Origin of the sequence: Aminobacter sp. MET-1, assembly GCF_026521175.1 — a bacterium.
GTDB lineage: Bacteria > Pseudomonadota > Alphaproteobacteria > Rhizobiales > Rhizobiaceae > Aminobacter.
This window is the reverse complement of record NZ_JAMSHL010000004.1, coordinates 71,887-98,281: the sequence shown is the minus strand read 5'-3', so window position 1 is coordinate 98,281 and position 26,395 is coordinate 71,887. Positions and strand designations below refer to the sequence as shown.

24 protein-coding genes and 1 tRNA gene are annotated in these 26,395 nt (G+C 59.2%); 14 read left to right on the top strand and 11 right to left on the bottom strand.

The window, feature by feature from the left end; genetic code table 11:
* The first annotated feature begins 91 nt into the window (after window positions 1–91).
* The 8 genes from NDO48_RS07285 (at window position 92) to NDO48_RS07250 (ending at window position 8,944) form a co-directional block, all read left to right on the top strand.
* Window positions 92–1,681 carry an ATP-binding protein gene (locus NDO48_RS07285; protein ID WP_267321223.1) on the top strand — a complete coding sequence of 530 codons (1,590 nt, stop codon included), beginning with the start codon at window positions 92–94 and terminating at the stop codon, window positions 1,679–1,681.
* Between the two features lie 62 nt (window positions 1,682–1,743).
* Window positions 1,744–3,024, top strand: a complete 1,281-nt coding sequence (locus NDO48_RS07280; protein ID WP_267321222.1) for a hypothetical protein — start codon at window positions 1,744–1,746, stop codon at window positions 3,022–3,024.
* Between the two features lie 252 nt (window positions 3,025–3,276).
* Window positions 3,277–4,020, top strand: coding sequence for a hypothetical protein (locus NDO48_RS07275; RefSeq protein WP_267321221.1), 744 nt, complete (start codon window positions 3,277–3,279; stop codon window positions 4,018–4,020).
* A gap of 85 nt (window positions 4,021–4,105) precedes the next feature.
* Window positions 4,106–4,345 carry an excisionase family DNA-binding protein gene (locus tag NDO48_RS07270; protein ID WP_267321220.1) on the top strand — a complete coding sequence of 80 codons (240 nt, stop codon included), beginning with the start codon at window positions 4,106–4,108 and terminating at the stop codon, window positions 4,343–4,345.
* Window positions 4,338–6,557 carry a bifunctional DNA primase/polymerase gene (locus NDO48_RS07265; protein WP_267321219.1) on the top strand — a complete coding sequence of 740 codons (2,220 nt, stop codon included), beginning with the start codon at window positions 4,338–4,340 and terminating at the stop codon, window positions 6,555–6,557. The genes NDO48_RS07270 and NDO48_RS07265 overlap by 8 nt, the downstream gene beginning before the upstream one ends.
* Before the next feature lie 363 nt (window positions 6,558–6,920).
* A complete protein-coding gene (locus tag NDO48_RS07260; RefSeq protein WP_267321218.1) occupies window positions 6,921–8,162 on the top strand; it encodes a tyrosine-type recombinase/integrase in 1,242 nt (413 codons plus the stop codon).
* Window positions 8,163–8,210: 48 nt separating this feature from the next.
* Window positions 8,211–8,519 carry a DUF3223 domain-containing protein gene (locus NDO48_RS07255; protein WP_267321217.1) on the top strand — a complete coding sequence of 103 codons (309 nt, stop codon included), beginning with the start codon at window positions 8,211–8,213 and terminating at the stop codon, window positions 8,517–8,519.
* 263 nt (window positions 8,520–8,782) lie between these two features.
* Window positions 8,783–8,944 (top strand): hypothetical protein, encoded by a 162-nt coding sequence (locus NDO48_RS07250; protein WP_267321216.1) that lies wholly within the window; start codon window positions 8,783–8,785, stop codon window positions 8,942–8,944.
* A 197-nt stretch (window positions 8,945–9,141) separates the two neighbouring features.
* On the opposite strand, the gene NDO48_RS07245 is transcribed toward NDO48_RS07250, so the two are convergent.
* Window positions 9,142–9,621 (bottom strand): hypothetical protein, encoded by a 480-nt coding sequence (locus NDO48_RS07245; protein ID WP_267321215.1) that lies wholly within the window; start codon window positions 9,619–9,621, stop codon window positions 9,142–9,144.
* 57 nt (window positions 9,622–9,678) lie between these two features.
* Window positions 9,679–10,410: a hypothetical protein gene (locus NDO48_RS07240; RefSeq protein WP_267321214.1), complete on the bottom strand. Its 732-nt coding sequence runs from the start codon at window positions 10,408–10,410 to the stop codon at window positions 9,679–9,681.
* Between the two features lie 80 nt (window positions 10,411–10,490).
* Here NDO48_RS07240 and NDO48_RS07235 point away from each other — a divergent pair, with 80 nt between their 5' ends.
* On the top strand, window positions 10,491–10,826 hold the full coding sequence (locus tag NDO48_RS07235; protein WP_267321213.1) for a helix-turn-helix domain-containing protein: 336 nt from the start codon (window positions 10,491–10,493) through the stop codon (window positions 10,824–10,826).
* 36 nt (window positions 10,827–10,862) lie between these two features.
* On the opposite strand, the gene NDO48_RS07230 is transcribed toward NDO48_RS07235, so the two are convergent.
* From NDO48_RS07230 to NDO48_RS07210, 5 genes are all read right to left on the bottom strand, one after another.
* Window positions 10,863–12,347, bottom strand: a complete 1,485-nt coding sequence (locus tag NDO48_RS07230) for an HsdM family class I SAM-dependent methyltransferase (protein ID WP_267321212.1) — start codon at window positions 12,345–12,347, stop codon at window positions 10,863–10,865.
* A 229-nt stretch (window positions 12,348–12,576) separates the two neighbouring features.
* Window positions 12,577–13,155, bottom strand: a complete 579-nt coding sequence (locus NDO48_RS07225; RefSeq protein WP_267321211.1) for a hypothetical protein — start codon at window positions 13,153–13,155, stop codon at window positions 12,577–12,579.
* Window positions 13,152–14,855: an AAA family ATPase gene (locus tag NDO48_RS07220; protein WP_267321210.1), complete on the bottom strand. Its 1,704-nt coding sequence runs from the start codon at window positions 14,853–14,855 to the stop codon at window positions 13,152–13,154. The genes NDO48_RS07225 and NDO48_RS07220 overlap by 4 nt, the downstream gene beginning before the upstream one ends.
* Window positions 14,845–16,518 carry a restriction endonuclease subunit S gene (locus tag NDO48_RS07215; protein WP_267321209.1) on the bottom strand — a complete coding sequence of 558 codons (1,674 nt, stop codon included), beginning with the start codon at window positions 16,516–16,518 and terminating at the stop codon, window positions 14,845–14,847. The genes NDO48_RS07220 and NDO48_RS07215 overlap by 11 nt, the downstream gene beginning before the upstream one ends.
* Before the next feature lie 250 nt (window positions 16,519–16,768).
* A tRNA-Gly gene (locus NDO48_RS07210) sits at window positions 16,769–16,843 on the bottom strand.
* Window positions 16,844–17,054: 211 nt separating this feature from the next.
* Between NDO48_RS07210 and NDO48_RS07205 the strand changes: the two genes are divergently transcribed.
* From NDO48_RS07205 to NDO48_RS07190, 4 genes are all read left to right on the top strand, one after another.
* A complete protein-coding gene (locus NDO48_RS07205) occupies window positions 17,055–17,567 on the top strand; it encodes a prolyl-tRNA synthetase associated domain-containing protein (RefSeq protein WP_267321208.1) in 513 nt (170 codons plus the stop codon).
* A gap of 63 nt (window positions 17,568–17,630) precedes the next feature.
* The gene (gene trxA / locus NDO48_RS07200; RefSeq protein ID WP_018430417.1) at window positions 17,631–18,596 is read left to right on the top strand and encodes a thioredoxin; all 966 of its coding nucleotides are present in this window, start codon (window positions 17,631–17,633) and stop codon (window positions 18,594–18,596) included.
* A 66-nt stretch (window positions 18,597–18,662) separates the two neighbouring features.
* On the top strand, window positions 18,663–19,334 hold the full coding sequence (locus tag NDO48_RS07195; RefSeq protein ID WP_267321207.1) for an LON peptidase substrate-binding domain-containing protein: 672 nt from the start codon (window positions 18,663–18,665) through the stop codon (window positions 19,332–19,334).
* A 144-nt stretch (window positions 19,335–19,478) separates the two neighbouring features.
* Complete coding sequence (locus NDO48_RS07190) at window positions 19,479–19,691, top strand: Trm112 family protein (RefSeq protein WP_267321206.1); 213 nt, start codon at window positions 19,479–19,481, stop codon at window positions 19,689–19,691.
* 119 nt (window positions 19,692–19,810) lie between these two features.
* Here NDO48_RS07190 and NDO48_RS07185 read toward each other — a convergent pair whose 3' ends face one another.
* Genes NDO48_RS07185 through NDO48_RS07175 form a run of 3 tightly spaced genes read right to left on the bottom strand, consistent with a single transcriptional unit; the run spans window position 19,811 to window position 25,546 of the window.
* On the bottom strand, window positions 19,811–23,152 hold the full coding sequence (locus NDO48_RS07185; RefSeq protein WP_267321205.1) for an error-prone DNA polymerase: 3,342 nt from the start codon (window positions 23,150–23,152) through the stop codon (window positions 19,811–19,813).
* Window positions 23,149–24,618, bottom strand: a complete 1,470-nt coding sequence (locus tag NDO48_RS07180) for a Y-family DNA polymerase (RefSeq protein WP_267321329.1) — start codon at window positions 24,616–24,618, stop codon at window positions 23,149–23,151. The genes NDO48_RS07185 and NDO48_RS07180 overlap by 4 nt, the downstream gene beginning before the upstream one ends.
* Window positions 24,560–25,546 (bottom strand): ImuA family protein, encoded by a 987-nt coding sequence (locus tag NDO48_RS07175; RefSeq protein WP_267321328.1) that lies wholly within the window; start codon window positions 25,544–25,546, stop codon window positions 24,560–24,562. The genes NDO48_RS07180 and NDO48_RS07175 overlap by 59 nt, the downstream gene beginning before the upstream one ends.
* A 194-nt stretch (window positions 25,547–25,740) precedes the next feature.
* Between NDO48_RS07175 and NDO48_RS07170 the strand changes: the two genes are divergently transcribed.
* Entirely contained in the window at window positions 25,741–26,163 is a 423-nt protein-coding gene (locus NDO48_RS07170) for a metallopeptidase family protein (RefSeq protein ID WP_018430423.1), read from the top strand.
* An 18-nt stretch (window positions 26,164–26,181) separates the two neighbouring features.
* On the opposite strand, the gene NDO48_RS07165 is transcribed toward NDO48_RS07170, so the two are convergent.
* Window positions 26,182–26,388, bottom strand: a complete 207-nt coding sequence (locus NDO48_RS07165; protein WP_267321204.1) for a DUF1737 domain-containing protein — start codon at window positions 26,386–26,388, stop codon at window positions 26,182–26,184.
* Window positions 26,389–26,395: the final 7 nt, after the last annotated feature.

Here is a 26,395-nt window from a genome sequence, read left to right as displayed (position 1 = left end):
CTGCTCTAGGTGGTCCGCATATCATCTCTGCTTTTTGGTCACTAGGAAATCTGCGATATACCGTGAGGGATACTTCACGTGGAGGGGGACAATGAACATTGTTTCGGTGAAGAGAGAGGTCTCACCAATCGACGGAACACCTCTCAAACGGGTGTTTATGTCGATAATCAGCGACTATGACCTCAAGACGGGGCTCTGTGAGCTAGTCGACAATGCCGTTGACCTTTGGACAGCTAACGGAAAGCCAAAAGGCATAACCGTACGCATTAGGCTCGACAGTGCGCGGCAACTCATCTCTGTCGAAGATAATGCAGGGGGCGTCCAGCAACAGGACCTTCATCTTCTTGTCGCCCCCGGTGCCAGCCATCATTCTTCAGACGATAACGTAATCGGCGTCTTCGGTGTCGGAAGCAAGCGGGCAGCGGTCGCTTTGGGTGAACGAGTAGAAATAAGAACTCGCTACAAGAAGCAAAAAAGCTTTCAACTTGACCTTACGCCAGAGTGGCTCGCCTCGGAAGACTGGGAAATGCCCGTCTACGAGATTGCAGAAATAGCGCAAGGTACGACGAGAATTGATATCTCTCACCTCCGCCAAACTTTTACTGATGATGACGTAGAAAATATCAAGGCACACGTGTCAGGAACCTACGCATCGTTCATTGAGCAAGGTTGCTCTATAGAGGTCGAAGGTGAGCAGGCAAAGCCGGCTCGGTTTAACAACTGGGCATATCCGCCCGGTTACGCACCACGCTCGACAAGTTTCGAGGTGTCGCCGAACGGGAAAGACAAGATAGCGATCACCACAACCGCTGGGCTGATCCTCGACCGAAGCCCTGCAGAGGACAACTACGGAGTCTACTTCTATTGCAACGGCAGACTAATCGTTAAGGAGCTCAAAAGCTGGGAAGTTGGGTATGTTACTGGGTCTGCCGGTATTCCGCATCCCGACGCCTCCCTATGTCGCGTCATCGTGGAAATGTCCGGTCCACCCGAGATAATGCCATGGAACAGCAGCAAAAGCGGCATCAACTACTCAAACCCTGTCTTCAAGCAGATTCGGCCGACGATCCTGAACCTGGTTACATACTTTTCCATGCTTTCGCGCCGTATGAAAAATGACCGAGATGAAGGCGTATTCGCATATCCCCAAGGCACGATCGAAAGCATCGATCCGCAGGCGATCGGCAAGTCGCGATTGGTGCTGCCAATTCTACCTGCTGGCAAACGTCGTCATGCTGACACCCTGAAGATAAAGAACAAAAATGTTATCTCTAGCAGCCCTTGGACACTCGGCCTTGTCGAGGCAATGGGGCTAGTGGACATCATTTCGCGCCAAAAGCTTGAAACCAAAAACCGTGCAGCTCTCATACTTCTCGATAGTAATTTTGAGATTTCGATGAAAGAATTCATCGTGAATAGAACTGATCTGTTTCCGGTTCACATATATAACGACACAAAAATACTTGAAATCTTCAAGTCTCGCCATAAAGTTATTAACGAGGTTGCTCCCCACATCCCCAAACTGGCAACCCTGATGCCAAAGATCAACCATATGTACACGCTGAGAAACAAGCTCGTGCACGAGAGGGCCACAGTTGGAATTACCGATACTCAGATTTCTGATTTCAGGCAGGTGGTTGGGCAGGCATTGAAACTTCTGTTCGACATTAAGATAAGCTAGTGGGCGCTGCGCCTATCTATCGCCAAAGTGAGGCACTCCAGGCGGCAGCGCAAATTGAACAAATGAAACGAACCTACACCCGACAAGAATTGTACGATCTCGTATGGTCGACTCCGATCGCTACACTCGCAAAGCAGCTCGACATTTCTGATCGAGGATTAGCCAAAACTTGCCTGCGTTACCATGTGCCCGTGCCTGGTCGCGGCTATTGGGCAAAGGTGGAGGCTGGCCAGTCGGCGACGAAGACGCCGCTATGGCAAATCGAGAATCCTGCACTGGAGACAATACACATCGGCGGCTTCAAACCCGCGGTGAACCCATACGTGGCCTTCGCAATTCAGCGGGCAGGTAACGCGGTCGAGCAATCAAAAATCAGGCAGAAAGCCAAACTGACGCCGGAAAAATCCTTTGAGCCCTCCATCGCAAAGGAACCGTTAGTACTCGAGCCCGTGAAGCGTCCACATAGCTCGATCTCACCTCTGACCACGGCGTTAAAGTCGGCAAAACGGGACCAGCATGGCGAGCTGTCCATACCAGGCATTCGCGTCCACCCAGCGTCAGTGACGCGAGTTACGGCATTTTTGCATCACCTCGTTCTGGCTCTCGAAAAGAGAGACATAGCTCTCAGCTACAATGAGAAGGGAATTGGGGTCGCGATTGGCCCCGACGATGTGCGATTCGAGATTGCTGAAAGTCGGAGGCGTGAAAAACACGAACCCACTCCAATCGAATTGAAGAAGCGACAAGATCACGAACAGCGACGGGAATTGGCGAGACGCCGAGGGCAGTGGCTTCCTTGGGAAAGCTTCTGGCCTGAGTACGACTACATTCATTCAGGGAAATTGACACTCCATGTTTTGAACTGGGCGGCGGGCGCCCGCAAAAATTGGGGCGACGGCAAGCATCAGAGCTTGGAATCGATGCTTGAGGCAATCGCAGACGGCATCTTGTTCCATCTGGTTTACGAGAAGGCACACCGGGAAGAGCAAGTGGCCGAACAACGACGACGCGAGCACATGGCGCGTCGACGGGAACTCCACAAGAAACGTCAGGAACGAGAAGCCAACAGACTGGGGTTTCTCCGAAAGCTAGCTGAATTGCAAAGAGAGGTTGCAGACCTAAATGTGACGGTCGCCAAGGCTAGCGAACTTTTGCCACAAGCCAGCCCTGAGTACCTCCGCATGATCGCCTGGGCGGAAAATCGCTTGGCGCACTTACAGGCCCAAAACCAGCTTGAATCCCTTACGGCCAGTTTGAGAGAGCAGAACCTGTTCCCAGACTCAGACGAGTTCCATGACCCCGAAGGCGACCCGCCACCACCGAGATATTCATGGGGCGAATAAATACCCACTTCTCCGCGATGCGCTACGCTGCGCATATACGTCGCTTTTCCGCAGCAGCGCAGACACGCGGGCGCGGGATCCCTTCCCGCGCTAGCCCGAGACTAGGCCGTGAGGTAGCGTCACCGCCGGCACAGCGTCACTGTAGTCGCGGAACGGTGACGGCGTGACGTGTGTGACGGTACCCTACACACGCCGTCTTCGCGGCAGGTAGGGGAGTAGTCCCTCCACCGCATTCACCTGAGGTACAGCTAGGTGTCCAATCGCAACCTAAAAATCGGAGACATGTGGTCGAAGCTCGAATTCGATCTCAGCGAGATTCGCGACTTGCTGAATATGCGCCTCGAAACAAAACAAGAGGCCGTGGGCGTGAGAATTTCCACCGCCAATCGCAGAACTGGCAAGAAGGCAGTATGGCGCGACACCACCGCACGTTGGGCCGATCAAGACATTGGGATGTCAGTGAGAGCATGGAATGTCCTCCCCTACATCGATGCAATCAAACAAGCTGAACTGCAGGAGCAAATCGAGCTAGGAATACGCCTCGTTCCCACGATCGAAAAATCCATTGCTGCACGAGACTTTTCGCCAGAACTCCTTCGTACCTGGGGCTTGCTCAATCGAGTCGCCGGTGCCGTGTACCTCGTCTACCATTCAAAATCAGATGTTGGACGCCAACGGGAAGCATCCGAAAATCTGGACGCCCATCGGCGATGGTTTGCACACTATTATCGGAAGATTTCTCCTGCTCGAAAAAGGGATGACGCTTTGGAGATCATGGAGAGCTTCATCAATTCCATTGCTAAACGCTCGCCAGATGGCGAACAGCGACAATGGTTTGATCAGTTCCTGAGCGACAAGGCGTCGGAAAGCTTGGACAATGCGCGTCGCTTAACAAAGGCGTTTCGAGGGAAGTTGTCCGGTAAGGAAATAGCAAAGCTCGACAGCGAGCCCCTGATCGGCGTTCCGCAATTCGCTCTTGGACTTCCCCCACCCTAGGGGTGGTTTAGAAAATAGTCCCGAACTCAGCGATACCACGTGTGTCGATGGCCATCGGCGTCCTCAAGTTAAGGAGAGCGTCGATATGACAAAGCTTATTATAGAAAACTTGCGTCAGCCGCCGGTGCAACCCGGTAGCTTCGAACCCCTACTCAACATCAAAGAAGCGGCCAAACGGCTTAACCTCCACACCTGGGCGCTGCGCCGAGCCATTAAATCTGGCACAATCCCCGCTTACGCGCCCTTCAATGGCCGTAAGCTAGTTCGCCTGTCCGAGGTAGTCTCGGCGATCGACGCCTCCAAAATCGGAGGTGAAAATGTCTGACGCTGTCTTCGGAACTCAGGCGCCCCGGTATTGGGAGTATGGCCTGCCAGTCGTACCTGTCGAGCCCGGCACCAAACGGCCCCCGCTGGACATGAAGGGATGGCAGGGGCAGCTAGGTTCCTTTGCCAATGAACAAACCCGGCGCAATTGGCAAGAACGATACCCAGCTCACGGCATCGGCATCTTGCTTGGATTTCAGGCTGCTGCTGGCGTTCACATCAACGCCGTCGATGTTGACGATGATCGGCTGCAGCGGATGGTGCTTGAATTCTTGGGCCTCAATCGCTCGGAGCGTCGTGCCTGCATCGCTGGGAAACGTGGCAAGAAGGGCATCACCGTTTTCGTTCGTTCGCCGAAATCCCTCAAATCGACCACCATCAAAGGTGTCGAGGGGCTCGGAAATATCGACTTCCTGGCAGCAGGGCGAATGACCGTTATGCCACCGTCGATCCATCCGGACACGGGCAGGCCATATGAAGTGGTCGGCAAGTCGCTTCTTGAGGTCGATTTCGACGAGCTACCAAAATTCACCGAGCGCGAAGTCGCGATCCTCAAGACGGCTCTTGGCTCTGTACATGTCCTAACCATCATCGGCGGCAAAGCTACGCATGATGCAGGCGTTCCCTTTACGGCGGTGCTGGTCAGAGCGGGCGCAACTGATGAGGAAATCGAGGTTATCTTCGTAGGCCTTCTACCCGAGAACTATGACGGCGATTCCCTGAAAGAGTTGCCCGGCTGGATCAAATCCGCTCGTGAAAAGGGTTTCGACGAGCAAACGCCAGCCAGCCAGACGGTAACGGCCGCGTTGGTTTCGCTGGCTCTGTCTGAAGTTGTCGAATTGTTCAACGACGGCGATGGCAACGCGTTCGCAACGCTTCCGTCCAGTGGCCCCGCGATTGCGCATCGCGTAACTTCTGGCGGCTTCAAAACATGGCTGCGACATCGGGCGCACCGCGAGATGGAAAAACCGGTCGGTACAGGTCCCCTCAACGAGGCAATAGCGACGATAGAAGCAGTTGCTCTGTTTGACGGCAATTCTCAGGCGGTGAATGTTCGCATCGCCGGTGACAGCCAAGCTGTATCCATTGATCTGGGCAGGCCCGACGGCACGGTCCTCCACATCGACAAACAAGGCTGGAGCACTCAAGCAAACACGTTGTACAAATTCGTGCGAGGCGCTGGATTCGAGCAATTGCTTAATCCGGCCAAAGAGGGCGACCTCCGACCGCTTCAAACATTCTTCGGGCTAGACGATCAGAATTATCGTCTGCTCATCGCCTTCCTCATCAACGCGCTGAAGCCAAACGGTCCTTATTTCATCCTCCTTGTTGAGGGGGAACAAGGCTCCGGCAAAAGCTTCTTTTGTGAGATCATCAAGAGGATCATCGATCCCAACAAAGCGCTGCGGCTCCGCCTGCCCGAAAAACCACAGGACCTGATGATACAGGCCAAGGAGTATAGGCTGCTCAGCTTCGACAATGCATCAGGCATGAAAGCCGAGATGTCTGATGTGTTGTGCTCTTTGGCCACGGGCGGCGGCATCGCTGTGCGCAAACTCTATAGCGATGGCGATCTCTATGTCATGAGCTTTGCACGCCCTTTCATGATCAACGGCATTTCGGGCTACGCGAACCGGCCCGACCTCATGGAACGTGGAATTCCAATAAAGCTGGTTCCCATGCCCGAAGGTGGCCGGAAAACCGAGGCCGAGTTGATGTCCGAGTTCGAACGAATCCTGCCGTCAATTCTCGGCGGGCTTTACGATGCGGTTTCACAAGCCTTGCAGACTTTCGATGATATCGAACCACCCCGTCATCTGCGCATGGCTGATGCGGCGAGGTGGATCAAGGCGGCCGAAACAGCCTTAGGTGAGGAACCGGGCGCCGTCATTGAGGCAATTGCGACAGCTCAGCATGAGTTCGTCGTGGATCGCGTCAATGACGACCCTCTCGTCATGAAGCTGCGAGCGATCACGCGGACCGATCCGTTCGTGGGCTATATCGGCGATCTGTTTGCAAGGATTGTTGATCACGAGGACAAGGCTTTCGAACGGGGCCTACCACAATCGCCGTCGCGCCTGTCCAATCAATTGGACCGTATGCGACCGGCAATGGCGAAGGCCGGCGTTATCGTAGAATTCCTGGAGAAGGACCGACGCGGACGCATGATCAGAGTTTCTTCCTCGGACAGCATGGGCTTGCCGAAATTCTGATGTGACGGCGTGACGGTTGTGACGCCGGTCAGCAGTGTCGCCCGCGCTGGGCTTGGGGGTAGTAGTCCCCCCCGCTAGCTGCCAGTGCGCCCAGGGTGGCCGTCACTGCCGGCACGCCGCCACATAGGGCACCGCCGCGCGACCACGAGGCGCTTTCGCTGCGATTTCAACCTCAATGAGGCCGGAATCCGAGAATTCAGGAGCCGCGTCGCTTCGCGGCTTCGACATCCGCCAATAATCCGAGGTTACATGCCTGGTTACAATTCGGACGGGTTCGAGCCCGTCTGAGCGCATCTGGCGATTAATTGTGCCGGTTACTTTGGTGTGTTTTCCTCGTTGTTTTTGACTCCAACAGGCAAGCCAATGAACAACGTCCAGAATGTCAGCATCACCAAAACCACCCGACGCCGCAAGCTAAAGAGCGGCACCATCGCCACGTACCCGCAGTGGTATTGCGAGTACAAGGACCCTAAGCTCCTGAAGCGCCGCCGTAGGGCCTTCAACACCAGGAAGGATGCCGAGGCCTTCAGGACCGAGTTGCTCTTGAAGTTTGCCGAGGGCAGTTATGTCGACGAGCGCACCGCGCCAACCGTGGGGAAGGCTATCGACCATTGGCTAGCTGACAAGATCGGCAAGGTTAAAGCGTCGACCCTGATGGGCTATAAGGTGGTGGTGAATGGAGCTATTCGCGGGCCGCTTTTGGTTGGAACACCGCAGCAGCGAGCCGACTTCACCGAAACAGGCGTCGCGCCGAAGGACGGGCGGTTCATCAAGCTGCTCGGTGACATCAAGCTGACAGATCTGACCACCGCGATGATCCGCGTCTGGCACCGCACGATCGTCGAGCAGTGCGGCACCTACACAGCCAATCGGGCTAAATCGCACCTCAAGTCCATCCTCGCTCTGGCCGAAGAGGACCTGTCGGTGCGTGCTCCCTCGATGCCGACCGGACTTACCCGCAGGCAGCACAAGCCCAACAAGGCCATCCTGACTTCAGAGCACATCCGCAAGCTGATCGCCGCAGCCAAGGACGATCTCGAACACGGCGCCTACTATGCCTTTGCCTTCCTCGCCGGCACACGGCCGTCCGAACAGCTTGGGCTGCTGTGGAGCGAAGTCGACTTCGACAACAACGTCATCCACATCCGTCGCATCCAGGAACGCGATGGATCGCTGACCGAAATGACCAAGACCGAGGCCGGAACCCGCGATATCCCGATGAGCCCGACGCTGCGGGAGATGCTGTTTGCGTGGCGGGTCCGTTGCCCACGCAAGGGCAAGGAACTGCAGCGCGTATTTCCCGGCCCCGGCCGGCTCCAGGAATGGCCACGTGGTCGCATCGGTGGCGGCGGCCCGCTGCTGTACCAGAACTTCCGCAAGCGCTATTGGCAGCCCGTCTTCAAGCAGCTCGGCCTACCCTATGTCACACCGCACAGCGCCCGGCATTCCTTCATTTCGACCTTGCAAGCGCAGGGCATCGAGATCGGTCTGGTGGCTCAGATCGCCGGCCATGCCAATCCGACTGTGACGCTCGGCCACTACACCCAGGCCGTGCGCGACGGCAGTGCCGCCGTCGCCGCACTGGAACGGGCCTACGGCGGCTAGGTCCCGGCGCTTCGGTCCAATTCTCACCATTAATCTAGGGAGCAGACCATGCCCATTCCTATAGTCATTGGACGTTTTCAGTTCTCGTCGAAAGCAGCTGCTACCCGGTATGGCGGCGAAGTGCTGAATCGCGGGATGCTCGGCTCCCAGCTCATGGGCGAAGATGCCGAATTCGCGGACGCGGTGCTTAAAAGTCGCCCCGACAAGCTACAGGAACTGGGCGACAGGGGCGTTGTCCGGTACGTTCGCAAGATGCATCAGGACAACCCTACGCGCTGTATCTTCGCCGAATTGGATGATGGTTCATTTCTCGACATCAGCTTCTGGAAACTGATCAATCACTACCCCGCCGGATAAGTAGGTGCCCAGCGCGCGTGTAGCCAGGCGCGCCCGCTAGTACGTCAGCTATGCGGCGGGCCAGCAGCAGTACGCCAGGCGCCGGCAGCGACCTGGGCGGCATGTAGGTAGCTGCCCGCAGGTCTGGCCCCACGTAGCCGAATTCGACCGAAACTGTGGCGTTCGCGCAGCGACGTTTTGGCATAACATACTGATTTTACACATATAATTGCGTGACGACTCTCCCTGTGTTTTACTGTCCTGTTGGACAGCAGGAGAGAGCTATGCACATCCTCGTCAGAGATAAGCGCACCGGATCGGAGGAATGGATCCGCATTGAAATCGCGGTGGAGCTAATGGGCCTCAACGCCGAAGAGATCGAATGGGCGCTCGAAGAACACGGTGAGTGCGAGTCCGTCGACCACATCGCCCTCGAGCCGGAATGAGCAGCAGTAGCCCATCGCTGGACGATACACGCCGGGGCGCACATCGCGCCCCGTTCTGTTTTTGTGTCTACCGCTCCCGGCGGTCTGCCGCGACCCTCCCCCCTTCGCGAAAGATGTGGGGGGATAGGGAAAGGGACCCGGAGGACCCTGCAATTGGGTCAAAGCTGCATACGCATGGATATGCGCGCCAAATTTCCTCAGGTGCATGTCCGGATGGATCCGGCCTTCACCATGTCCTGCCACTTCGGTCCCAGTGTCTCGCGCGCCGAAATCGCTCGACCGCTGCCCGGATCGCTGTCTCGGAACATCTTGATTGCGAAGGCCTGATCGTGCGTGCCGTGCATGATAGGCATGCCGGGCTGGTAGGTGGTCGTTGCGTTGACGTACCCGCCATAGACGGTACCGGATGTGCGATAGCTTCCTGGTGTTTGGGTAACCTGGACGTTGTTGGCACTCGCTGCGTCGACAATGATGTAGCGGTCATAGCCGGCCTTGATCGTTTCGATGGCAGCTTGTTTCTGGGCGACCTTGGCTGCCCCGGTGCCTCTACAGATGGGCGCAGCACTCGCCTGGACAATTGCCGTATCGGATGAGGTGCGGATCGTATTGGTGCCGGCGCAGGCGGCAAGAGCGATCGCCGGAACAAGGAAGGCGGCAGTTCGAAGAACTTGTGACATTCGTCTATCCTATTGTAATCACTTCGTTATCTGAAAAATCACGTACGAGATTCTCTGTCAATTATTGGGCACGCCGCCTCCGCGTCCGAGATATTCGCCCTTGATGAATGCCGGTTCCCAACGGCCGCAGGCTTCCATCGCCGCGACGGCCAGCCGCGCAGGGCTTTCGGGATGGACAACAAGGAAGAACACGACATGCGCCGTGGTGAACGCCCAGATGGCGGTGTCCTTTGCGAACCCGCGAAGCCGATCCATACAGGAAGCGATGAACACTCGACGCTCGATGCGGGGAAAATGCTGATATACCAGTAGCGACTTGCCGGTCTCGTAGAACGAGGCAAGCTCTTCGAGATAGATGTATTTGCTGGAATTCTTCCGCCCCTTCGGAAGAGTCGTCTCAACACCGTTGTCAGGGTCGAAGAACACAAGATCGGCGCCCAAGAAGTCGGCTAAGCATCCATCCATAAAGATCCGCCGGCCGGCGAGGTCATCAGCGAGCAGGTCGTTGAAATAGGCAGAACCGGGGATCGTATTGTTGTCCTCGATGACCTGCAATCGGCGTCGATCCGGCTCCGACGCGGCGTGGGCCAGGATGTCGAACAGTTCTGCGTCGAAGTGGCGATAGCGGTCAGTCTGTTCCAGGTATCCGAGCTTATTGCCGTCCGAACTCCCGTCCGAAGGCGTCAGCATCCAACACACACCGACCCGGTTTGCGCCTTCTGCCGACAGCGCTCTCAACAGCGCATACTTCCGGTAGTCATTTATATCCCCGACGTACTGTTCCTTCACCCTGCCCCCACGAAATGGCGTCGACTAACACGCCACAACGTACATAGACCCGTGGGGTATGTCATGAACATTTCGTTCCTATGGAGCCGTTCGCGACAAACCTTCGAAAACGAGCCGAGGAGCTTGGGATATCGAACGCCGAAGCGGCGCGGCGCGCTGGCTTGAGCGAGCGGCGCTATGGCAATTATGTCAGCGGCCGGCGAGAGCCGGACCTTGCAACGCTGGTTCGGATCGCCGACGTGTTGGCGACAACTCCAAATCACCTTTTGACGCTAACATTGGGCGAGCTTGACAAGCGAGGTGCCACCACCTTTAAGGACAGAATAGCTGCGGCAGCTGTCAGCCTCCCAGTCGAGGATCTAGAGCGTATCTCGATTATGGTCGAAGCGTTGGCGGCAGCACGAAATCGCGATTGAATAGCCTGTGATCTGACCGCTCGGCAGCGCCGAGCATTAAGCGCGTGTAAGCGTCGCCGCAACCTCGCGGTATGCTTCCAGTGCAGCCTCAAGCTGCTCGATGACTGCCTGTTGGAGAACGTCCGGAGGGGGTAGGATCGGTCCTGCGCCGAGGTCCTCGGCCGCTATCCAATTTAGGTCAAGACTCGTGCGATCGCGGGCGAGGAGGAGTTCCCTGGAAAAAAACCGGAAGCGATCGGTTTCCACCCGCGCAGAACGGTCGTTCGGTTTGTACTGAAGGACGAAGTCTTTCAGATCCTTCAATCGCATTGGCCGACCTTTGAGGGTGAACCGTTTGTTGGTGCGCAGATCGTACACCCAGGTGCCACGTTTTGTTTTTGCTCCTGAGCCACCAGCCGGTCTTTCCAAGAAGAGAACGTTCGCGCGGACCTGCTGCGCGTAGAAGATGCCCGTTGGAAGTCGCAGGATGGTGTGAAGGTCAAACTCGCTAAGCAGACGTTCACGGACACGCTCGCCCGCCCCGGCGGCGAACAGTACGTTATCGGGGACGACGATGGCTGCCGCCCCCCCTTCGGCAAGTAGTCCGGCAATGTGCTGTACGAAGTTCAGCTGCTTGTTGGAGGTGGTGACCCAAAAATCAGGCCGGCGGTACGTGAGGTCATCGTCATCTTGACCGTCTGTATTTGCGGTCATGCTGCTTCGGGTACCAAAAGGAGGATTTGCGAGCACATAATCAAATCGTCGTGAGGGTGGACTGGCGAGCGCGTCCCCAGGCTGCACTAGCGGCTCCGTGCCCAATCCGCCGATCCCACGCAGAAAGAGGTTCATGAGGCACAAACGTCGCGTAGAGGCGACGATCTCGTTCCCATGGAATGTCTCTGCGCGAAGGAACGCCTTCTCGCTCATGGTCAGGGGGTTGCTGTCTCGCCCAAGCCACTGGTTTTCGCGGAGCCACGCCGCTTCTCCTTGTAACCAGTCAGTCGAAGCCAAGAAGAAGCCGCCAGTTCCGCAAGCTGGATCGCAGATCGTCCGGAACGGTTGCGGCCGGATGCAAGCGATGATCGCCTGGATGAGTGGCCGGGGCGTAAAATACTGGCCTGCCCCGCTTTTGGTATCCTCGGCATTTCGCTGAAGCAACCCTTCGTAGATATCTCCCTTAGTGTCGGTATCGAGATCGAGCCAACTCTGAGCGTCGATTAGCTTAATCAGCCGAGCAAGCTTGGCTGGATCCTGAACTTTGTTCTGCGCACGATCGAAGATCGCGCCCAGTACCCCCGGCTCTCGGCCGAGTTCGTGAAGGGTAGCGAAATACTGAGCCTCCAACGCATTCCCTTTCAGGCTGCTCAGCTTACTCCAAGAGTACGAAGCTGGAATCTGCGCTTCACCTTCCGTCTCGTCGATGATCTTGAGAAAAAGCAGGAACGTCAGTTGTTCCAGGTAATCAAGGTAACTTACGCCGTCATCCCGGAGCGTGTGGCAAAAATTCCATATAGTCTGAACTAGTCGCGCGGCGTCGCTCATCCGATCTCCAGAAGGTCTTGGATCCAAGGGTGGTCAGAATGACGCTCCCCTTTGAGTATGAACACCATCTCTCCACTGAAGTCGGCGTTGCGCTTGATAGCGCGCCGTATGATCTTTGCAGCCTTTACGAACTGCCCCTTAGTAGCAGGATCTGTCTTTGATCCCGGAAAGAGGCTTTTCGCTAATTCTACTTGACTGATGAGATTTACTACAGTGGTGTGCCGCCGATTCACAGTCGGTCCGTAGTCGAGATGGTAATTTTGATCGATTGCTCTGCTCTATCGATGTCAACTTTGTTTGTGCTAGCGGGACAGGACTCGCCGCTTTCCTGACGACATCCGAGCAACTTCCAATCGTCCAGATCACAAGGATCGAGCAAAGCTGGTCGTTCCGGACCAACATCCGTCTTACTATATCTTCTATCCGGTTCGTAGACGAGAGGAAAGCGGTCGCCTTTACCGCCAGCCGTGTCAACACCCTTGCGTCGGCTATTACACCACGTACACGAGTAGCGGAAGTTGCTGGGTTCGAAGGCCAGCCAGCGATAGCCCTTGTGCTCCTTCGCGGCGTCCGAGACGCGCCCCTTAGGGCGATAATGATCAACTGCGTTGTCTGCCCGATCAACAGCAACCTCGCAGTACCAGCACTTTTTCTCCGGTAACAAATCTGCCAGCCGGTCCTTCAGGACCCGCCATACATTTGCATAGTCCTCTGGATCCCCTCCAGCGTCAACGGCCTTGGCCGCAGCTTCAGCGCGCGCCTTCCATCCCTTCGGGAGCTTCAGCTCCTCGATGTCGACGTGCCTCATCCCTCCTCCACCTCTTCTTCGAAGAGAATCTCGTCTATGAGTTCCTGGGCAAATGTCTCCCGCTCCTCTCTCGACATCGCTACAGCATTTCGAGCAATGGTTTCCGGATCATCTGTCTGGAATCGCTTGCGAAGTGCCTCATTTCGCCGTCGTAGATAACGCGAGAACTCGTCGTCAGGATGGAAGAGGCGGAATCCGAGTCGTTCCAGTTCGTCGTTCAACTGGTCCAACTCCAGTTGCTCATCCGGTTTCAACTTGTCCTTGCCCGCGAGCGCGCGCTGCTTCTCGAGGATCAGTTGCGTCGGCTGGTCCAGGGTGGACGCAATACCGAACATGTCGCTTGTAACAATGGCGGCATAGCCCATGCCCTTCGGGTTCATTTCTGGGTGACATACGAACACTTGGCGCTCGCCTCGTTGACGAAGCGCGAGAATCTGTACCTGCTCGCGTTCGAGTTCGGCGATCGAGAGAGGATTGTGAGTGGTAAGCAGTACGTGGCTTGTGTCGTCCCCCGTGGCACTCTCCTCCACGAAACTTCTAAGGTAGTCGATATAATCGACGCTCCAACGCGGATTCAGATGTGTGTCAGGCTCGTCCAACAGAAAGAGGCTCTCATCCTCTGCTGTAAATAGCAGCAGCCCGAGCACCGTTAGCAACTGCTGCTCGCCCTCACTTAGCTCGCGAAATGTGACCTCGCCGTCGTTCTTTTTGAGCCGCACGCGAATCCGCACCTCATCTATGAGTTCGGAGACATAGGTGCTCTCTAGATCTCGGAAAAATCGCGCAGGCGATCGATCCCCAACAAGATTGCGGAGGGAGACGATGTCTTTCACGAAGAGGTACTTGAACTCGAGCTTCCTCTCATTCCAGGGCGAGACGCGGACGGTTCGACGAACCTCAATTGGAGCAAGCGCGATGTCATAGAGACGGCTCAGAAAATCTTGTACGACACCTCGTGCGTTCCAGACACGCGGATCCCCGTCCGCAGAGCCCCAAGGCGGCTCGCGAAGGACAAAAAGCACCGAATCGATACCGTCTTCGGCATCGATGCCGAGGTGCTTGTCCAGGAAATCGCTCACTAGTGGGGATGATTGTATCAGGAACGCAAGTAGCACGAACTGGCTGTGTACTGGCATTGCGTAAAACAGACGTTTGAGCCCTGGATCTTCTCCCTTACGGAGGCGACTGTCATAGCGATCTAGATATGGCTGGAAAATTTCACGCATCCGGGTGCTCTCCCCGGAGTAATAGCTGAAGACGTATCTGGGTAGGTCCGCGTTATTGGGCGCGAGGAACTGTTTGAGCGATACCCGGCTGCCGGGAAAGCTGTCGAGTTCTGGCACGAGCAGGTCAAGCGCTTTGTCACGCGCATTGAATTCCTCGGGGGTAGCTATCCATGCAGCTAGCGGCTGTCGAGCTCTATCCGGATCCGCGTCTATGACGATGTGCCTAAGATTATCCCCTACTCCCATCCGATAGACGAGCCGGTATGCGAACGCCGGGCGACGCATACCCGTAATTAGATCTCGGAAAATGATTGCCAGCGCCTCAAGTACATTAGACTTGCCGGTACCGTTCCATCCGATAAGGACAGTTACCCAGTGTCTTTCATCGAAGTCGATGGAAACATCTTTGAGATTTTTGAAGCGGTGTGTGGGGCTGTCCTTCGCGCTCCCGATCCGGAGCTGGTCAAGCCGCATTCGACTTCTCCACCAGCCGAATCCGATCCTCGATTTTGCGCCCTGCGTCGTCGTATACAGCTTGCACCGCAATCGCACCCGACCGCTCGAGCCGGCTTAGCTCGCGGTAGAGTGTCTCAACGTAATCCGTCAATACTTCATCTGCCACCCCACAACGGCGGAACGCCTCTTGCGCAAGTATCCAGCCGCCAGCATCTTTCAACACAGCCTCAAGAGTCTGGTTCACCTTCTTCTTACTCCTTCGCGTGACTGCAACGCGCCTCGTGTTTGCCTCTCGAATGTTTAACCTGGCGGCATGCATGTGGTTGATAAGCGCGTCCCCTCCTTCCACGCCCTCTATACGCGGAGTTAGTTTGCCCGAGAAGGCAGCAGCAAGTATACTTTGACGTTGGACCTTGGTCCGCTGGAGCGTTTCCGTCGCAGCTCGCTCAAACTGCTCTGACTGCACGCGCGCAATATCTAGCGCATCGACGATCGCATGCATCTCCCAGAGTGGCGGAATAGGTATTGGCATCCGTGAGATTATCGTGCGGTTCAATGCGGGTTGGTTGTTCCCTACGCTCACAACCCGAGTCTGCTGGTACCGCGACCACAGCCAGTAGAAGACGAACTCCGGAGGTATTTCGGTCTTCGAGACATGGATAGCAGCGCAGTTCTGGTTGTTAGCAGCTGCAATATCCAGGATTGCAACCTGGCCGCGCGTCTTCCCTTCGCCTATCATGCCGAGTAGGATCGATCCCGGAGGGTTAAGCTGGGTACTGCTATGCCGAAGCCCGATTTCAGAGATCAACTCTCGGGTCGCGCGGATACGATTGAACCGTACCTCCCCTGAACTCACCCAAGGAATGGAACCATTCCAGAAATCGGGGCGCCTTCGACTAGGTGTCGCGCCTACCATAATATCGAAACATTCACCGAGTGTGCTCCAGGTCCATTCACTCGGTAGACTGGACGGCAGGGGGGCGGCGTCCTCGTCTCCTTCCTCCGTGTCACCCATCTTCTCTGCACGTACACGCTTTATCTGTTCGAGAAGGGCATGCCCGCTATGCAACGTTTGGTGCTGATCGTTCCGATCTCTGCGCAGGCCGGCTGTCAATTCTCCGCGCATCGCCGAAACAAGTGCCGAGGTCCAAGCCATTGCGGCGCTTCGGCGAGCACCGTCTACCTCGGTTTGAGCTCTATCAAGACCATTTAAGAGCTCGTCCAGTCGCAGCGCCACGGCACGCTGCTCCTCCAAAGGCGCAAGCGGAAAGCTCAGTGCGTTCAGCACCTCAGGATCTATATGAGGAATCCCAGCGCCCTTGGTTCGGGAATTGAGTTCTCCGAAACTCGCTTGCATGAAGCGGTAAAGATACTCAGGATCAACGAGTACAGGAGTCAAACGCGCTATGGTAGAGCCGGCATAACCGTGTTCGCTGCGCCCCACGAGGCCCGCTCTGGCACCATCCCATACGAGCAATGTATCCGCCGATGTTATCTCGGGCAGGCCCTGTTCAGGTGCGTAGTCCGTGGCTTCGCCAGTCTCAAATGCCGAAATCGTTATGTAAGGAATCGTCCGCTCCGCACTACGCGGACCTAGCTCGAACGGGCGGCGTCCTTTGGAAACGACAACCGCCTGGGATAGCGGAACCAGCGTCCAAGTGGGAGGAAGCACGTCATCCATGTAGTATGGGAACCTCTACCTTACATTGGTGCAGAGGGACGAAGCATGGGCCACGAGCATACAACCTCTCGGAACATGGCAGTAAATTAGCCTGCCTGGTTTGGCTAGCCCGAGAATTGTGAGGGTGCCATACTACGCCGATGTGACCCGCTGGTAACCCTGGCCGCGACGGCCCTGTTTCTGGTTGCGTTTTCGCATGCCCAGAAACGACGAAGGCCGCGGTAAACCGCGGCCTTTTTCGTGGGATATTTGGAGCGGGTGAAGCGATTCGAACGCTCGACCCCAACCTTGGCAAGGTTGTGCTCTACCCCTGAGCTACACCCGCTCGCCGCGGCTCGTCGCCGCAACGGCTGCTATATGGCCGAAGACCGCGGCGAATGCAACAGGGAAAAACCGCTCTTTTTTGAACTTTTTTCGAGAGCCCCCGCAAACCCATATTTCCCCTCGGGAAGCTTCCCCGATTGGCAAAGCCGGGCTTGTGTCGAAAGCCGGCTTTGCCCATAAACCTCGCGCAACGGCAATTCCCGGAAAACCCGATGACCGCCACGACAGCCCCCAAGACCCGTGCCGAACTGCTCGCCTATCTGGCGGAACTCGGCATTTCCGTCACCACCCATGACCACCCGCCGCTGTTTACCGTCGCCGATTCGCAGGCCCTGCGCGGCGCGATCCCAGGCGGCCACACCAAGAACCTGTTCCTCAAGGACAAGAAGGACAATTTCTTCCTGGTGACCGTCGACGAAGACGCCAATGTCGACCTCAAGCAGATCCACCAGCTGATCGGCGCCGCAAGCCGTGTTTCCTTCGGCAAGCCCGAGGCGCTGATGGAACTGCTCGGCGTCATCCCGGGAGCCGTCACCGTGTTTGGCCTCATCAACGATACGGCAGGTAAGGTGAAGGTCGTGCTCGACGCGCCGTTGATGGAAAACGCCACCATCAACGCCCATCCGCTGACCAATGAGGCAACGACCTCGATAGGTCGCGACGAACTGTTGCGTTTCGTCGAGGCAACGGGCCACGATCCTGTTATCTTGAAAGTCTCGGCCTGATCGCCACATGGTGGCTGAACAGCCCCTCCGAACGCCGGCCGGCAACACATCGAAAGAGTGAAGATGAGCAACGAGAACAATCCCTTCGGCGGCCTGAGCGGCAACTACGCCACCAATGTGCAGTTTGGCGCAGGCGACGTTGCGGCCCAGCCGGCAGCCAACCTCATCAAGGACACCACCACTGCCGCCTTCGCCGCCGACGTCATCCAGGAATCGCGCAACCAGCCGGTGCTCGTCGATTTCTGGGCGCCCTGGTGCGGACCGTGCAAGCAGCTGACTCCGGTCATCGAGCGCGTCGTCCAGGCCGCCAGCGGCCGCGTCAAGCTCGTCAAGATGAACATCGACGATCACCCCGCCATTGCCGGTCAGCTCGGCATCCAGTCGATCCCGGCGGTCATCGCCTTCAAGAACGGCCAGCCGGTCGACGGCTTCATGGGCGCGGTACCCGAAACGCAGATTCGCGACTTCATCGATCGCGTCGCAGGAAAAGGTGGCGCAGCCCCCCAGATCGAGGAGGCCATGACTGCCGCCGCCGAAGCCCGCGCCGCCGGCGACCTGCAGACGGCCGTCCAGATCTACGACGCCGTGCTCGAGCAGGCGCCTGATACCATCGACGCCATTGCCGCCCTGGCGGAGATCCTGTTCGAGGCTGGCGATGCCGCTGGCGCTGCCGAGGTGCTGGCCCGTGCGCCCGAGGACAAGGCGGATGCCGCCCCGCTCGCTTCGGTGCGCACCAGGATCGCGCTCGCCGAGCAGGCCGCCGAGCTCGGCGATTCTGCCGAGCTGGAGCGTCGCATTGCGAGCGACCCGAAGGACCATCAGGCACGTTTCGACCTCGCCATGATCCAGAACGCCAGGGGCGATCGCGCCGAGGCGGCGGACAATCTGCTGGCCATCGTCAAGACCGACCGCACCTGGAATGACGACGGCGCCAGGGCGCAACTGCTCAAGCTGTTCGAGGCCTGGGGCATGACCGACGATGTGACGCTCGCCACCCGGCGCAAGCTGTCGTCGCTGCTGTTTTCGTAAACAGCACGGGGCAGCCTTGCGCTCTGGCGCGGCAGCCCCAGATGATGTGGCATCTGCGAGGACAAGATGCAGGCAGGGAACGCGCACTACCGGCTCGACACCGATCTACCGACGACGCTGGCGATTTTTCCGCTGCCGGCGGCGCTGCTGCTGCCGGGCGGCCGCATGCCGCTCAACATCTTCGAGCCGCGTTATCTCCAGATGGTCGACGAGGTTGTCGGCGGCTCACGCCTGATCGGCATGATCCAGCCGTCGCTTGACGGCGCCACACGGGCCGACGGCGAACCAAAGCTCTGCCCGGTCGGCTGCATCGGCCGCATCACCTCTTTCGCCGAGACCGGCGATGGCCGCTACCTCATCTCGCTCCAGGGCGTCTGCCGCTTCAGGGTGGTACAGGAACTCACAGTCAAGTCTCCGTTTCGCCAGTGCAAGATCGCGCCATTTGCAACCGACCTTTCGGAGGACAATCTGGCAGGTGAGATCGACAGGCCGGCGCTGCTGCGGGCCTTCCGCACCTACCTCCAGGCCAACGAGCTCGAGGCAGACTGGGAGAGCGTCGGTCGGGCCGACAACGTCATGCTGGTCAACGCGCTGTCGATGATGGCGCCCTATGGCGCGGCCGAAAAGCAGGCATTGCTCGAAGCTCCCGACCTCAAGACGCGCGCCGAGACGCTGATCGCCATCACCGAAATGACTCTGGCGCGCGAAAACGACGAATTCGGGCCAAGTCTTCAGTAGAAGGCGTCAGGCTGCATGGGCTCGGGCAATAGTCCGCGCAACCGCTGCAATCCCGGCCTGGCAAAGTACTCCGGACAATTGCCGTTCGGTGGGTGGCGCACAGAAGCGGATAAAGAAGGTCCGTCAGACGACAGGAGGCCAAAGATGGGCGAAACCGGCAAACGCGACATCGACGTCAAGCTGCTCGAGCTGCTCGCCTGCCCGCTGACCAAAGGGCCGCTCGTCTGGGACGCAGAGCGCGGCGAACTGGTGTCCCGTCTGGCTCGCCTTGCCTACCCAGTGCGCGACGGCATTCCTGTCATGCTGCCTTCAGAAGCGCGGCAGATCGGCGAGCCGGAAACAAATCCGAGCACCTGACCCTGCCTGTCCCGCGACGCGCACCCGAGCCAAGTGGTCGCGCCGCGCCTCCATTCCCGCCTGCGGAGCGGTAGCAAACCTCGGCAGCCATCTGTGCTCTGCTGTCCCTCTCTGTCCCTCTATTGAAAGTTGCGGCCCTTGGGCATGACGGTGCTCGCCTTGCGGGCGAGCGTTTCGTAGCTTTGCAGAATGCGCGGATCACGCGCGGCCTTGTCCGCGGCACTTGCCCGTGCTTCCGGCACCTGCCTGGTTCCGGCATCAGCACTCGCCTGCAATTCCTCCGACATCGCCGCCAGCCAATGCGTCCAATCCTCCATCTTGTCGGCAACGATATGGATGACGTCGGATTCTTTCTGCAGCTTGCCGGTGACGCGGATGAACTTCGACCCCATGATCACGGACCGGAAGCGGTCGAAAACCCGCGACCAGACGATGACATTGGCAATCGAATGCTCGTCCTCCAGCGTAAGAAATATCGCATTGCCCTTGCCCGGTCGCTGGCGGACAAGCACCAGCCCGGCGACGGAGACGCGCCGCCCATCGGGCACGTCGCCGAGCCGGGCGTTGGGCGTGATGCCGGCGCGGTCGAGGTGATGCCTGAGGAAGGCCACCGGATGCGCTTTCAGCGACATGCCCAGCGAGCGGTAGTCGTGGATGACATGTTCGCCAAGCGGCATGCGCGGCAGCTGTGTCTCGGGCTCGTTGTCGACCAGCTGGACATCGGGGCGGTCGAACAACGGCAGCATTTCAGCGGCACTCCTGCCGTCAAGCGCCCGTACTGCCCACATCGCTGCGCGCCTGTCGATATCGATCGAGCGGAAGGCGTCGGCCTGGGCGAGCAGCTCGATCTCGCCGACGTCGAGTCCTGAGCGCAGCCAGACATCGCGCACCGAGACGTAGCCCTTGCCGCGCCGCTCGACGAATGCCCGCATCTTCTTGTCGGAAAGCCCCTTGATCTGGCGAAAGCCGAGCCGGACGGCGTGGCTGGTCCTGATGACATCCCGCATTTCGGCGTGGCGTTGCTGGATGCGTTTCGGGTCGAAGCCCGACCGCTCGAGGGTGCAGTCCCAGACGGAGTGGTTGATATCGATCTGTCTGATCTCGACACCATGATCCTGTGCATCGCGCACCAGCTGAGCTGGCCGGTAGAAACCCATCGGCTGCGCGTTCAGGATCGCCGCGCAGAACACATCGGGATAATAGGCCTTGAACCAGCAGGAGGCGTAAACAAGTAGTGCGAAGGCCGCGGCATGGCTCTCGGGAAAGCCGTACTCACCAAAACCCTCGATCTGCTTGAAACAGCGCTCGGCAAAGTCGCGCTCGTAGCCTCTTTTGACCATGCCTTTAATCATGCGGTCGCGGTAATTGCCGATCGTGCCGGTACGCTTGAAGGTCGCCATGGCGCGCCGGAGCTGGTCGGCCTCGCCGGGCGTGAAGCCGCCGGCGACGATGGCGATCTTCATCGCCTGCTCCTGGAACAGCGGCACACCCATCGTCTTGCCGAGAATGTCCTCAAGTTCCGTCTTGGGAAAGTCGACGTCCTCCTTGCCCTGCCGGCGACGGAGATAAGGGTGCACCATGTCGCCCTGGATGGGACCGGGCCGGACGATCGCCACCTCGATGACGAGATCGTAGAACTCGCGCGGCCTGAGGCGCGGCAACATCGACATCTGCGCCCGGCTCTCGATCTGGAAGACGCCGAGCGTGTCGGCCCGGCAGATCATGTCATAAACCTTGGGATCCTCCGGCGGCAACGTCGCCAGCTCGAGCGGGCGGCCATGGCGGTCACGCTCGTCGTAATGTACCTCAAGCATTTTGAAGGCCTTGCGCAGGCAGGTCAGCATACCGAGCGCCAGCACATCGACCTTCAATATGCCGACGGCGTCGAGGTCGTCCTTGTCCCATTCGACCATTTTGCGTTCGTCCATCGCCGTCTTGATGATCGGCACGATCTCGTCGAGCCGATCGCGGGTGATGACAAAGCCGCCGACATGCTGGGACAAATGGCGGGGAAAGCCCATGATCTCGTTGGCGCGGTCGATGACATGCCGCGTCACCGGATCCGCCTTGTCGAGGCCACCAGCAGTCGCTTCCTTCTCGCCCAGTTCGGACGAATACCAGCCCCAGATCGAGCCCGACATGGCGCCCCTGACGTCGTCGGACAAACCCATCGCCTTGGCGACCTCGCGCAGGGCCGAACGACCGCGATAGGTGACGACGGAAGCCGCGAGCGCGGTGCGCTTGGCGCTGTATCTTTTGTAGATGAAGGCAATGACCTCGTCGCGCCGCTCGTGCTCGAAGTCGACGTCGATATCTGGCGGCTCGCCACGCTCTTCCGAGATAAAGCGTTCGAAGAGCACGTCGACGATGTCGGGCCCGACATCGGTGATGCCGATGCAGAAACAGATGACCGAATTGGCCGCCGACCCACGCCCCTGACAAAGGATACCTACCGAACGGGCGAATTTCACGATCTCGTAGACGGTGAGGAAATAGCGGGCGTAGTTGAGCTTTTCGACGATACCGAGCTCATGCCGGATGATGCCCTGCACCTTCTCCGGAACGCCGTCAGGGTAGCGCTTTTTCGCCCCTTCCCAGGTCAGCCTTTTCAATTCGGCTTGCGGTTCGAGGCCCGATTCCGTCGGCTCGTCTGGATAATTGTATTTGAGCTCCTTCAGTGAGAAAGAGAGGCTGTCGGCGAAGCGCAGCGTCTCGGCAAGTGCCTCCGGATGGCTGCGGAAAAGCCTCGCCATGTCGACAGGCGCCTTGAGGTGGCGTTCGGCGTTCGCCCTGAGCTCGAAACCGGCCTCGGCGACAGGCACGCTGAGGCGGATCGCCGTCAGGACGTCCTGCAGGGCGCGTTGCCCCGGGGCATGGTAGAGCGCGTCATTGGTCGCCATCAGCGGCACCCCTGCCATGGCGGCCATTGTCGCCGCCTGCTCGATCCTGAAGCGGTCGTCACCGCCGAAATTCGGCGCAACCGCCAGCCACAAGGAGGCGCCGAACCGCTCCTTGAGACTACGCAGAAGCGCAACGTCATCTTGCGTGGCGGCGGCGACGTCGGGCAGGACTGCAAGTGACAGCAGATCCCCCCACTCGAAAAGATCCTCTCGATAAAGAAGCGGGGCACCCTTTTCGCTTTCAGGTCGAGCATTCGCCTCAGTGAGCATGCGGCACAGATGCCCCCACCCCTTGCGATTTCTAGGGTAGGCGAGCATATCGGGCGTGCCATCAGCGAAAACCAGCCGGCATCCCGGGTGGTAGGCCAACCCTTCCGTCTCCGCCATCTTCCACGCGCGGACAACACCGGCCACCGTGTTGCAATCGGCAAGGCCGATGGCCGAAAGTCCCAGGAACTTGGCCGCGATCACCAGCTCTTCCGGAGCAGAGGCCCCACGCAGGAACGAGAAGTTCGACTGGATGCCGAATTCGGCATAGCTGGCTGCGACGACCATGTTCATGCGAAGACCCCGTGCAGGAACCAGCGCGGTACCGCCTGCGTAGTGTAGAGGCCTTGCCGATAGAGCCAGTAGCGGCGGCCCTCCGCATCCTCGATGCGATAGTAATCGCGCGTCGGCGCATCCGCGGCCTCACGCCACCATTCGGGTGCTATGCGCTCGGGCCCTTCGGCACGGGCCACGCGATGCAGCGCCCGGCGCCAGCGGAAATTGAGCGGCGGGCCGTCGGGAACCTCGGTTGCCGGAACATCGATGGGTTCGGGCTGGCGGAACAGGCGGATGGGGCGATCGGCCGGCCTTGGTCGTCTCGTCGCTGTTGGTGCCCCCGTGGCCGGCCGCTCGACCATCTCTTTGCGGGCTTCCTCCCGGGCATAGGGCCGGGCGGGCGCGGCACGTTCCGGCAAATGGCTCTCGACGGGGACGGCCTCAAGCACCGCGGTTTCGCCAAGACGCGCACCGATGCGATCGGCGAAGATCGCCAGTTCCTCGCCGCCATCCTCGACTTCGCCGGCAAGATCGGCCTGGCGGGCATCGAACCGGGCCGTCGACAAGGCGGAAAGACGCACGAGGTCGAAGCCGAAGCCGGCATCAATGGTATCGCCGAGCGTCGCCAGCCGCTCATGGAACAGCCTGCGCACCAGCGCCGGTTCACGGATGGGGCGCGAGGCGCCGACCGTTATCCGGCTGACCATGCCGTCGACCCTGAACAGCAAAAGTTCGAGCCCGCGCGCGCCCTCTTCCCGACGTTCGAGATCGACCTTGAGGGTGACGGCGAGCAGGCTGATAAGCCGCTCGATGTCGTCAACGAGCGACAGCGGGTCGGCGAGGTGCCGTTCGACCGAAAGCGGGGCTATGGGCAAGCGCGGCGAAATCGCCTCCTCGAGCCGGCCCAGCGCCTGGTCCAGGCGCTCCATGAGTTCGGCACCGAAACGGCGGACGAGTGGCGCGCGCGGCCCGTCCATGATCGCGCCAACGGTGCGCAGGCCGACGCTTTCGAGGCTCGCCTTCGTCTTGACGTCGATCCTCAGCGCCGACAGCGGCAGGCGGATGAGGAAATTGCGCTCGTTGCCGGGAGCAAGGATCTGGCCGCTGGCGAAGCGGGCGGCGGCCCAGGCAGCCCCCGGGGTCGAGGCAAGGCCGGCACGGACGTCGAAACCCTGGTGGAAGAAACGCATCATGAGATCGTTGAGCAACGCCTTTTCGCCGCCGAACAGGTGGGCGCAGCCTGAAATGTCGAGGAACAGCCCATCGACGCCGTCGAGGGCGACAAGCGGCGTGTAGCGGTCGCACCAGTCGGCCAAGCCTTCGAGCAGCCTGCGGTCGGCCTCGGGATCGGCCTCGACGACGTCGATGTCGGGGTGCATGGCGCGTGCTTCGGCGATGCCCATGCCCGGTTTGAGCCGGAGAGCCTCAGCCCGCGCGTCGAGGCCGGCGATGCGCTGGGTGTTGCTCTCGCGGTGGCTGATCACCAACGGCTTGACCTGTTGCGGGCTTGAACGCCAGGACCGCCCCAGGCGGCGCCGGAGGACGCGTTCGGCCGCGAGATGGGGAAACCACAGCGACACGATTCTCTGGACTTCTCTCGGCGAGGGTGTGTGCATCGGGGTTCCATTCCAGAATGAAGCTGCCGGGAAGAGCCGTGCGGCTCTTGCCGATCTCGACGGCGAAGGTGGGCGCGCCGATCGAACCGACCAGCGGCCCAAGAAGTGTTTGCCGCAGCGTCGCCGGCGCAGGCGAGACGACAAGCCGGACGGGTGCCGCCGTCGGCTCCGGTTCGGCCGACTGACGCAGCAGGAAGACAGGGCGGCCGCTGTCCTGAGCCCGGCGATGCAGGCGGCGCGTCGCCGTGAGGTCGACGATGCGAGGATTGCCGCGCAGCTCGACGACGATGGCCGCGATCTCCTCGATGCGGGCGGCTTCCTCGGCGATCCAGAGGACATCGGTCGGCTTCGGCGCTTCGGCGAACAGGAGGCTTTCAGCCGGAATGCCGAAGAACCTGTCCAGGCCCGGCGCGTAGGGAAATCCCGCTTCCCTGAATACCTCGGTCGTGCCGACCCACAGGACGAGATCTCTGGGCCGCGACCGCTCCCTCAGCATGCGGCTGACGAGACAAAACGCCAGCCCTGCGGCGGCACCGGCATTGCGGGTTTCAGTTCCGTGGATCTCGGTCAGCGCCGCCTTGGGCAGGCCGCCGCCGAGCACCTCGTCGAGGCGATCGACGCCGGTCGGCAGGAAGAAATCGCGTGCCGAGGCAAAGCCGTTGCGGCGGACCAGAAGCCCCGCGACCGGCTGGCCGTCGGAAGGCGCGGCCAGCCTCTCGGGCAGCGTTCCCTCTATCTTCGCTATCTTCTGGCGCAGGGCAAAAACGACATCCCGCGCCACGGCGCTGGTTGCCATGTCGATCTGCTTTCCCATCAATTGTTCCTGTTATGTTCCTATAGATTCCAGAGGCACCACGGAGAGTCAAGCCGATTCAAGGAGAATTTATTCCTCTCCAGGCACGCGCTGTTTTGCGGCTAATTTACCCCCGGCGTGGCAAAGGCCTCGTAAGCGAAGCGGCGAAAGGCTATATGCCCTCAAAAGGACAAAGAATGGCCCGCATTTACAAGACCCGCGCCTGGCACGACCAGCTTTCGCCCTCAATCGAGGAAATGGAACTCCTGGCGCTTGAAGCCTACGCACACCTGCCGCAAGAATTTCGCCAGCTGACCGGCGATGTCGTCATCCAGATGGCCGAGTTCCCGACCGACGAGATCATGGACGACCTGTCGCTGGAGACGCCCTTCGACCTGCTCGGCCTGTTCGAGGGACGCGGCATTGCCGAGCGCTGGAATCCGCAGACCGGCGAAGGCCCCAACCGCGTCACCCTCTACCGCCGCGCCATCCTCGACTATTGGGCCGAGAACGAAGAGACCCTGGGCGACATCGTCACCCACGTGCTGATCCACGAGATCGGCCATCATTTCGGCCTGTCGGACGACGACATGGAGCGGCTGGAAGCCTCGGTCGACTAAGCCTCGCCGCCCCTGCTCTCAGAAATCGCCGAGCTTGATGCCGGGGTCGTATTCGACGCCGTCGACATCCTTCGCCACCGCCTGGCCGCAGCGCATCGTCTTGGTTTCGGCGTCGAAGGAATAGGTCGGCGAGCCGAACAGGTGCCAGCCCTTGTTCAGGGCTGCGGTCACCTTGTGGCAGAAGGTGGCGTCGTCGGGGCCGGTGAGGAAGCGGTAGAGTTTCATGTCGGTC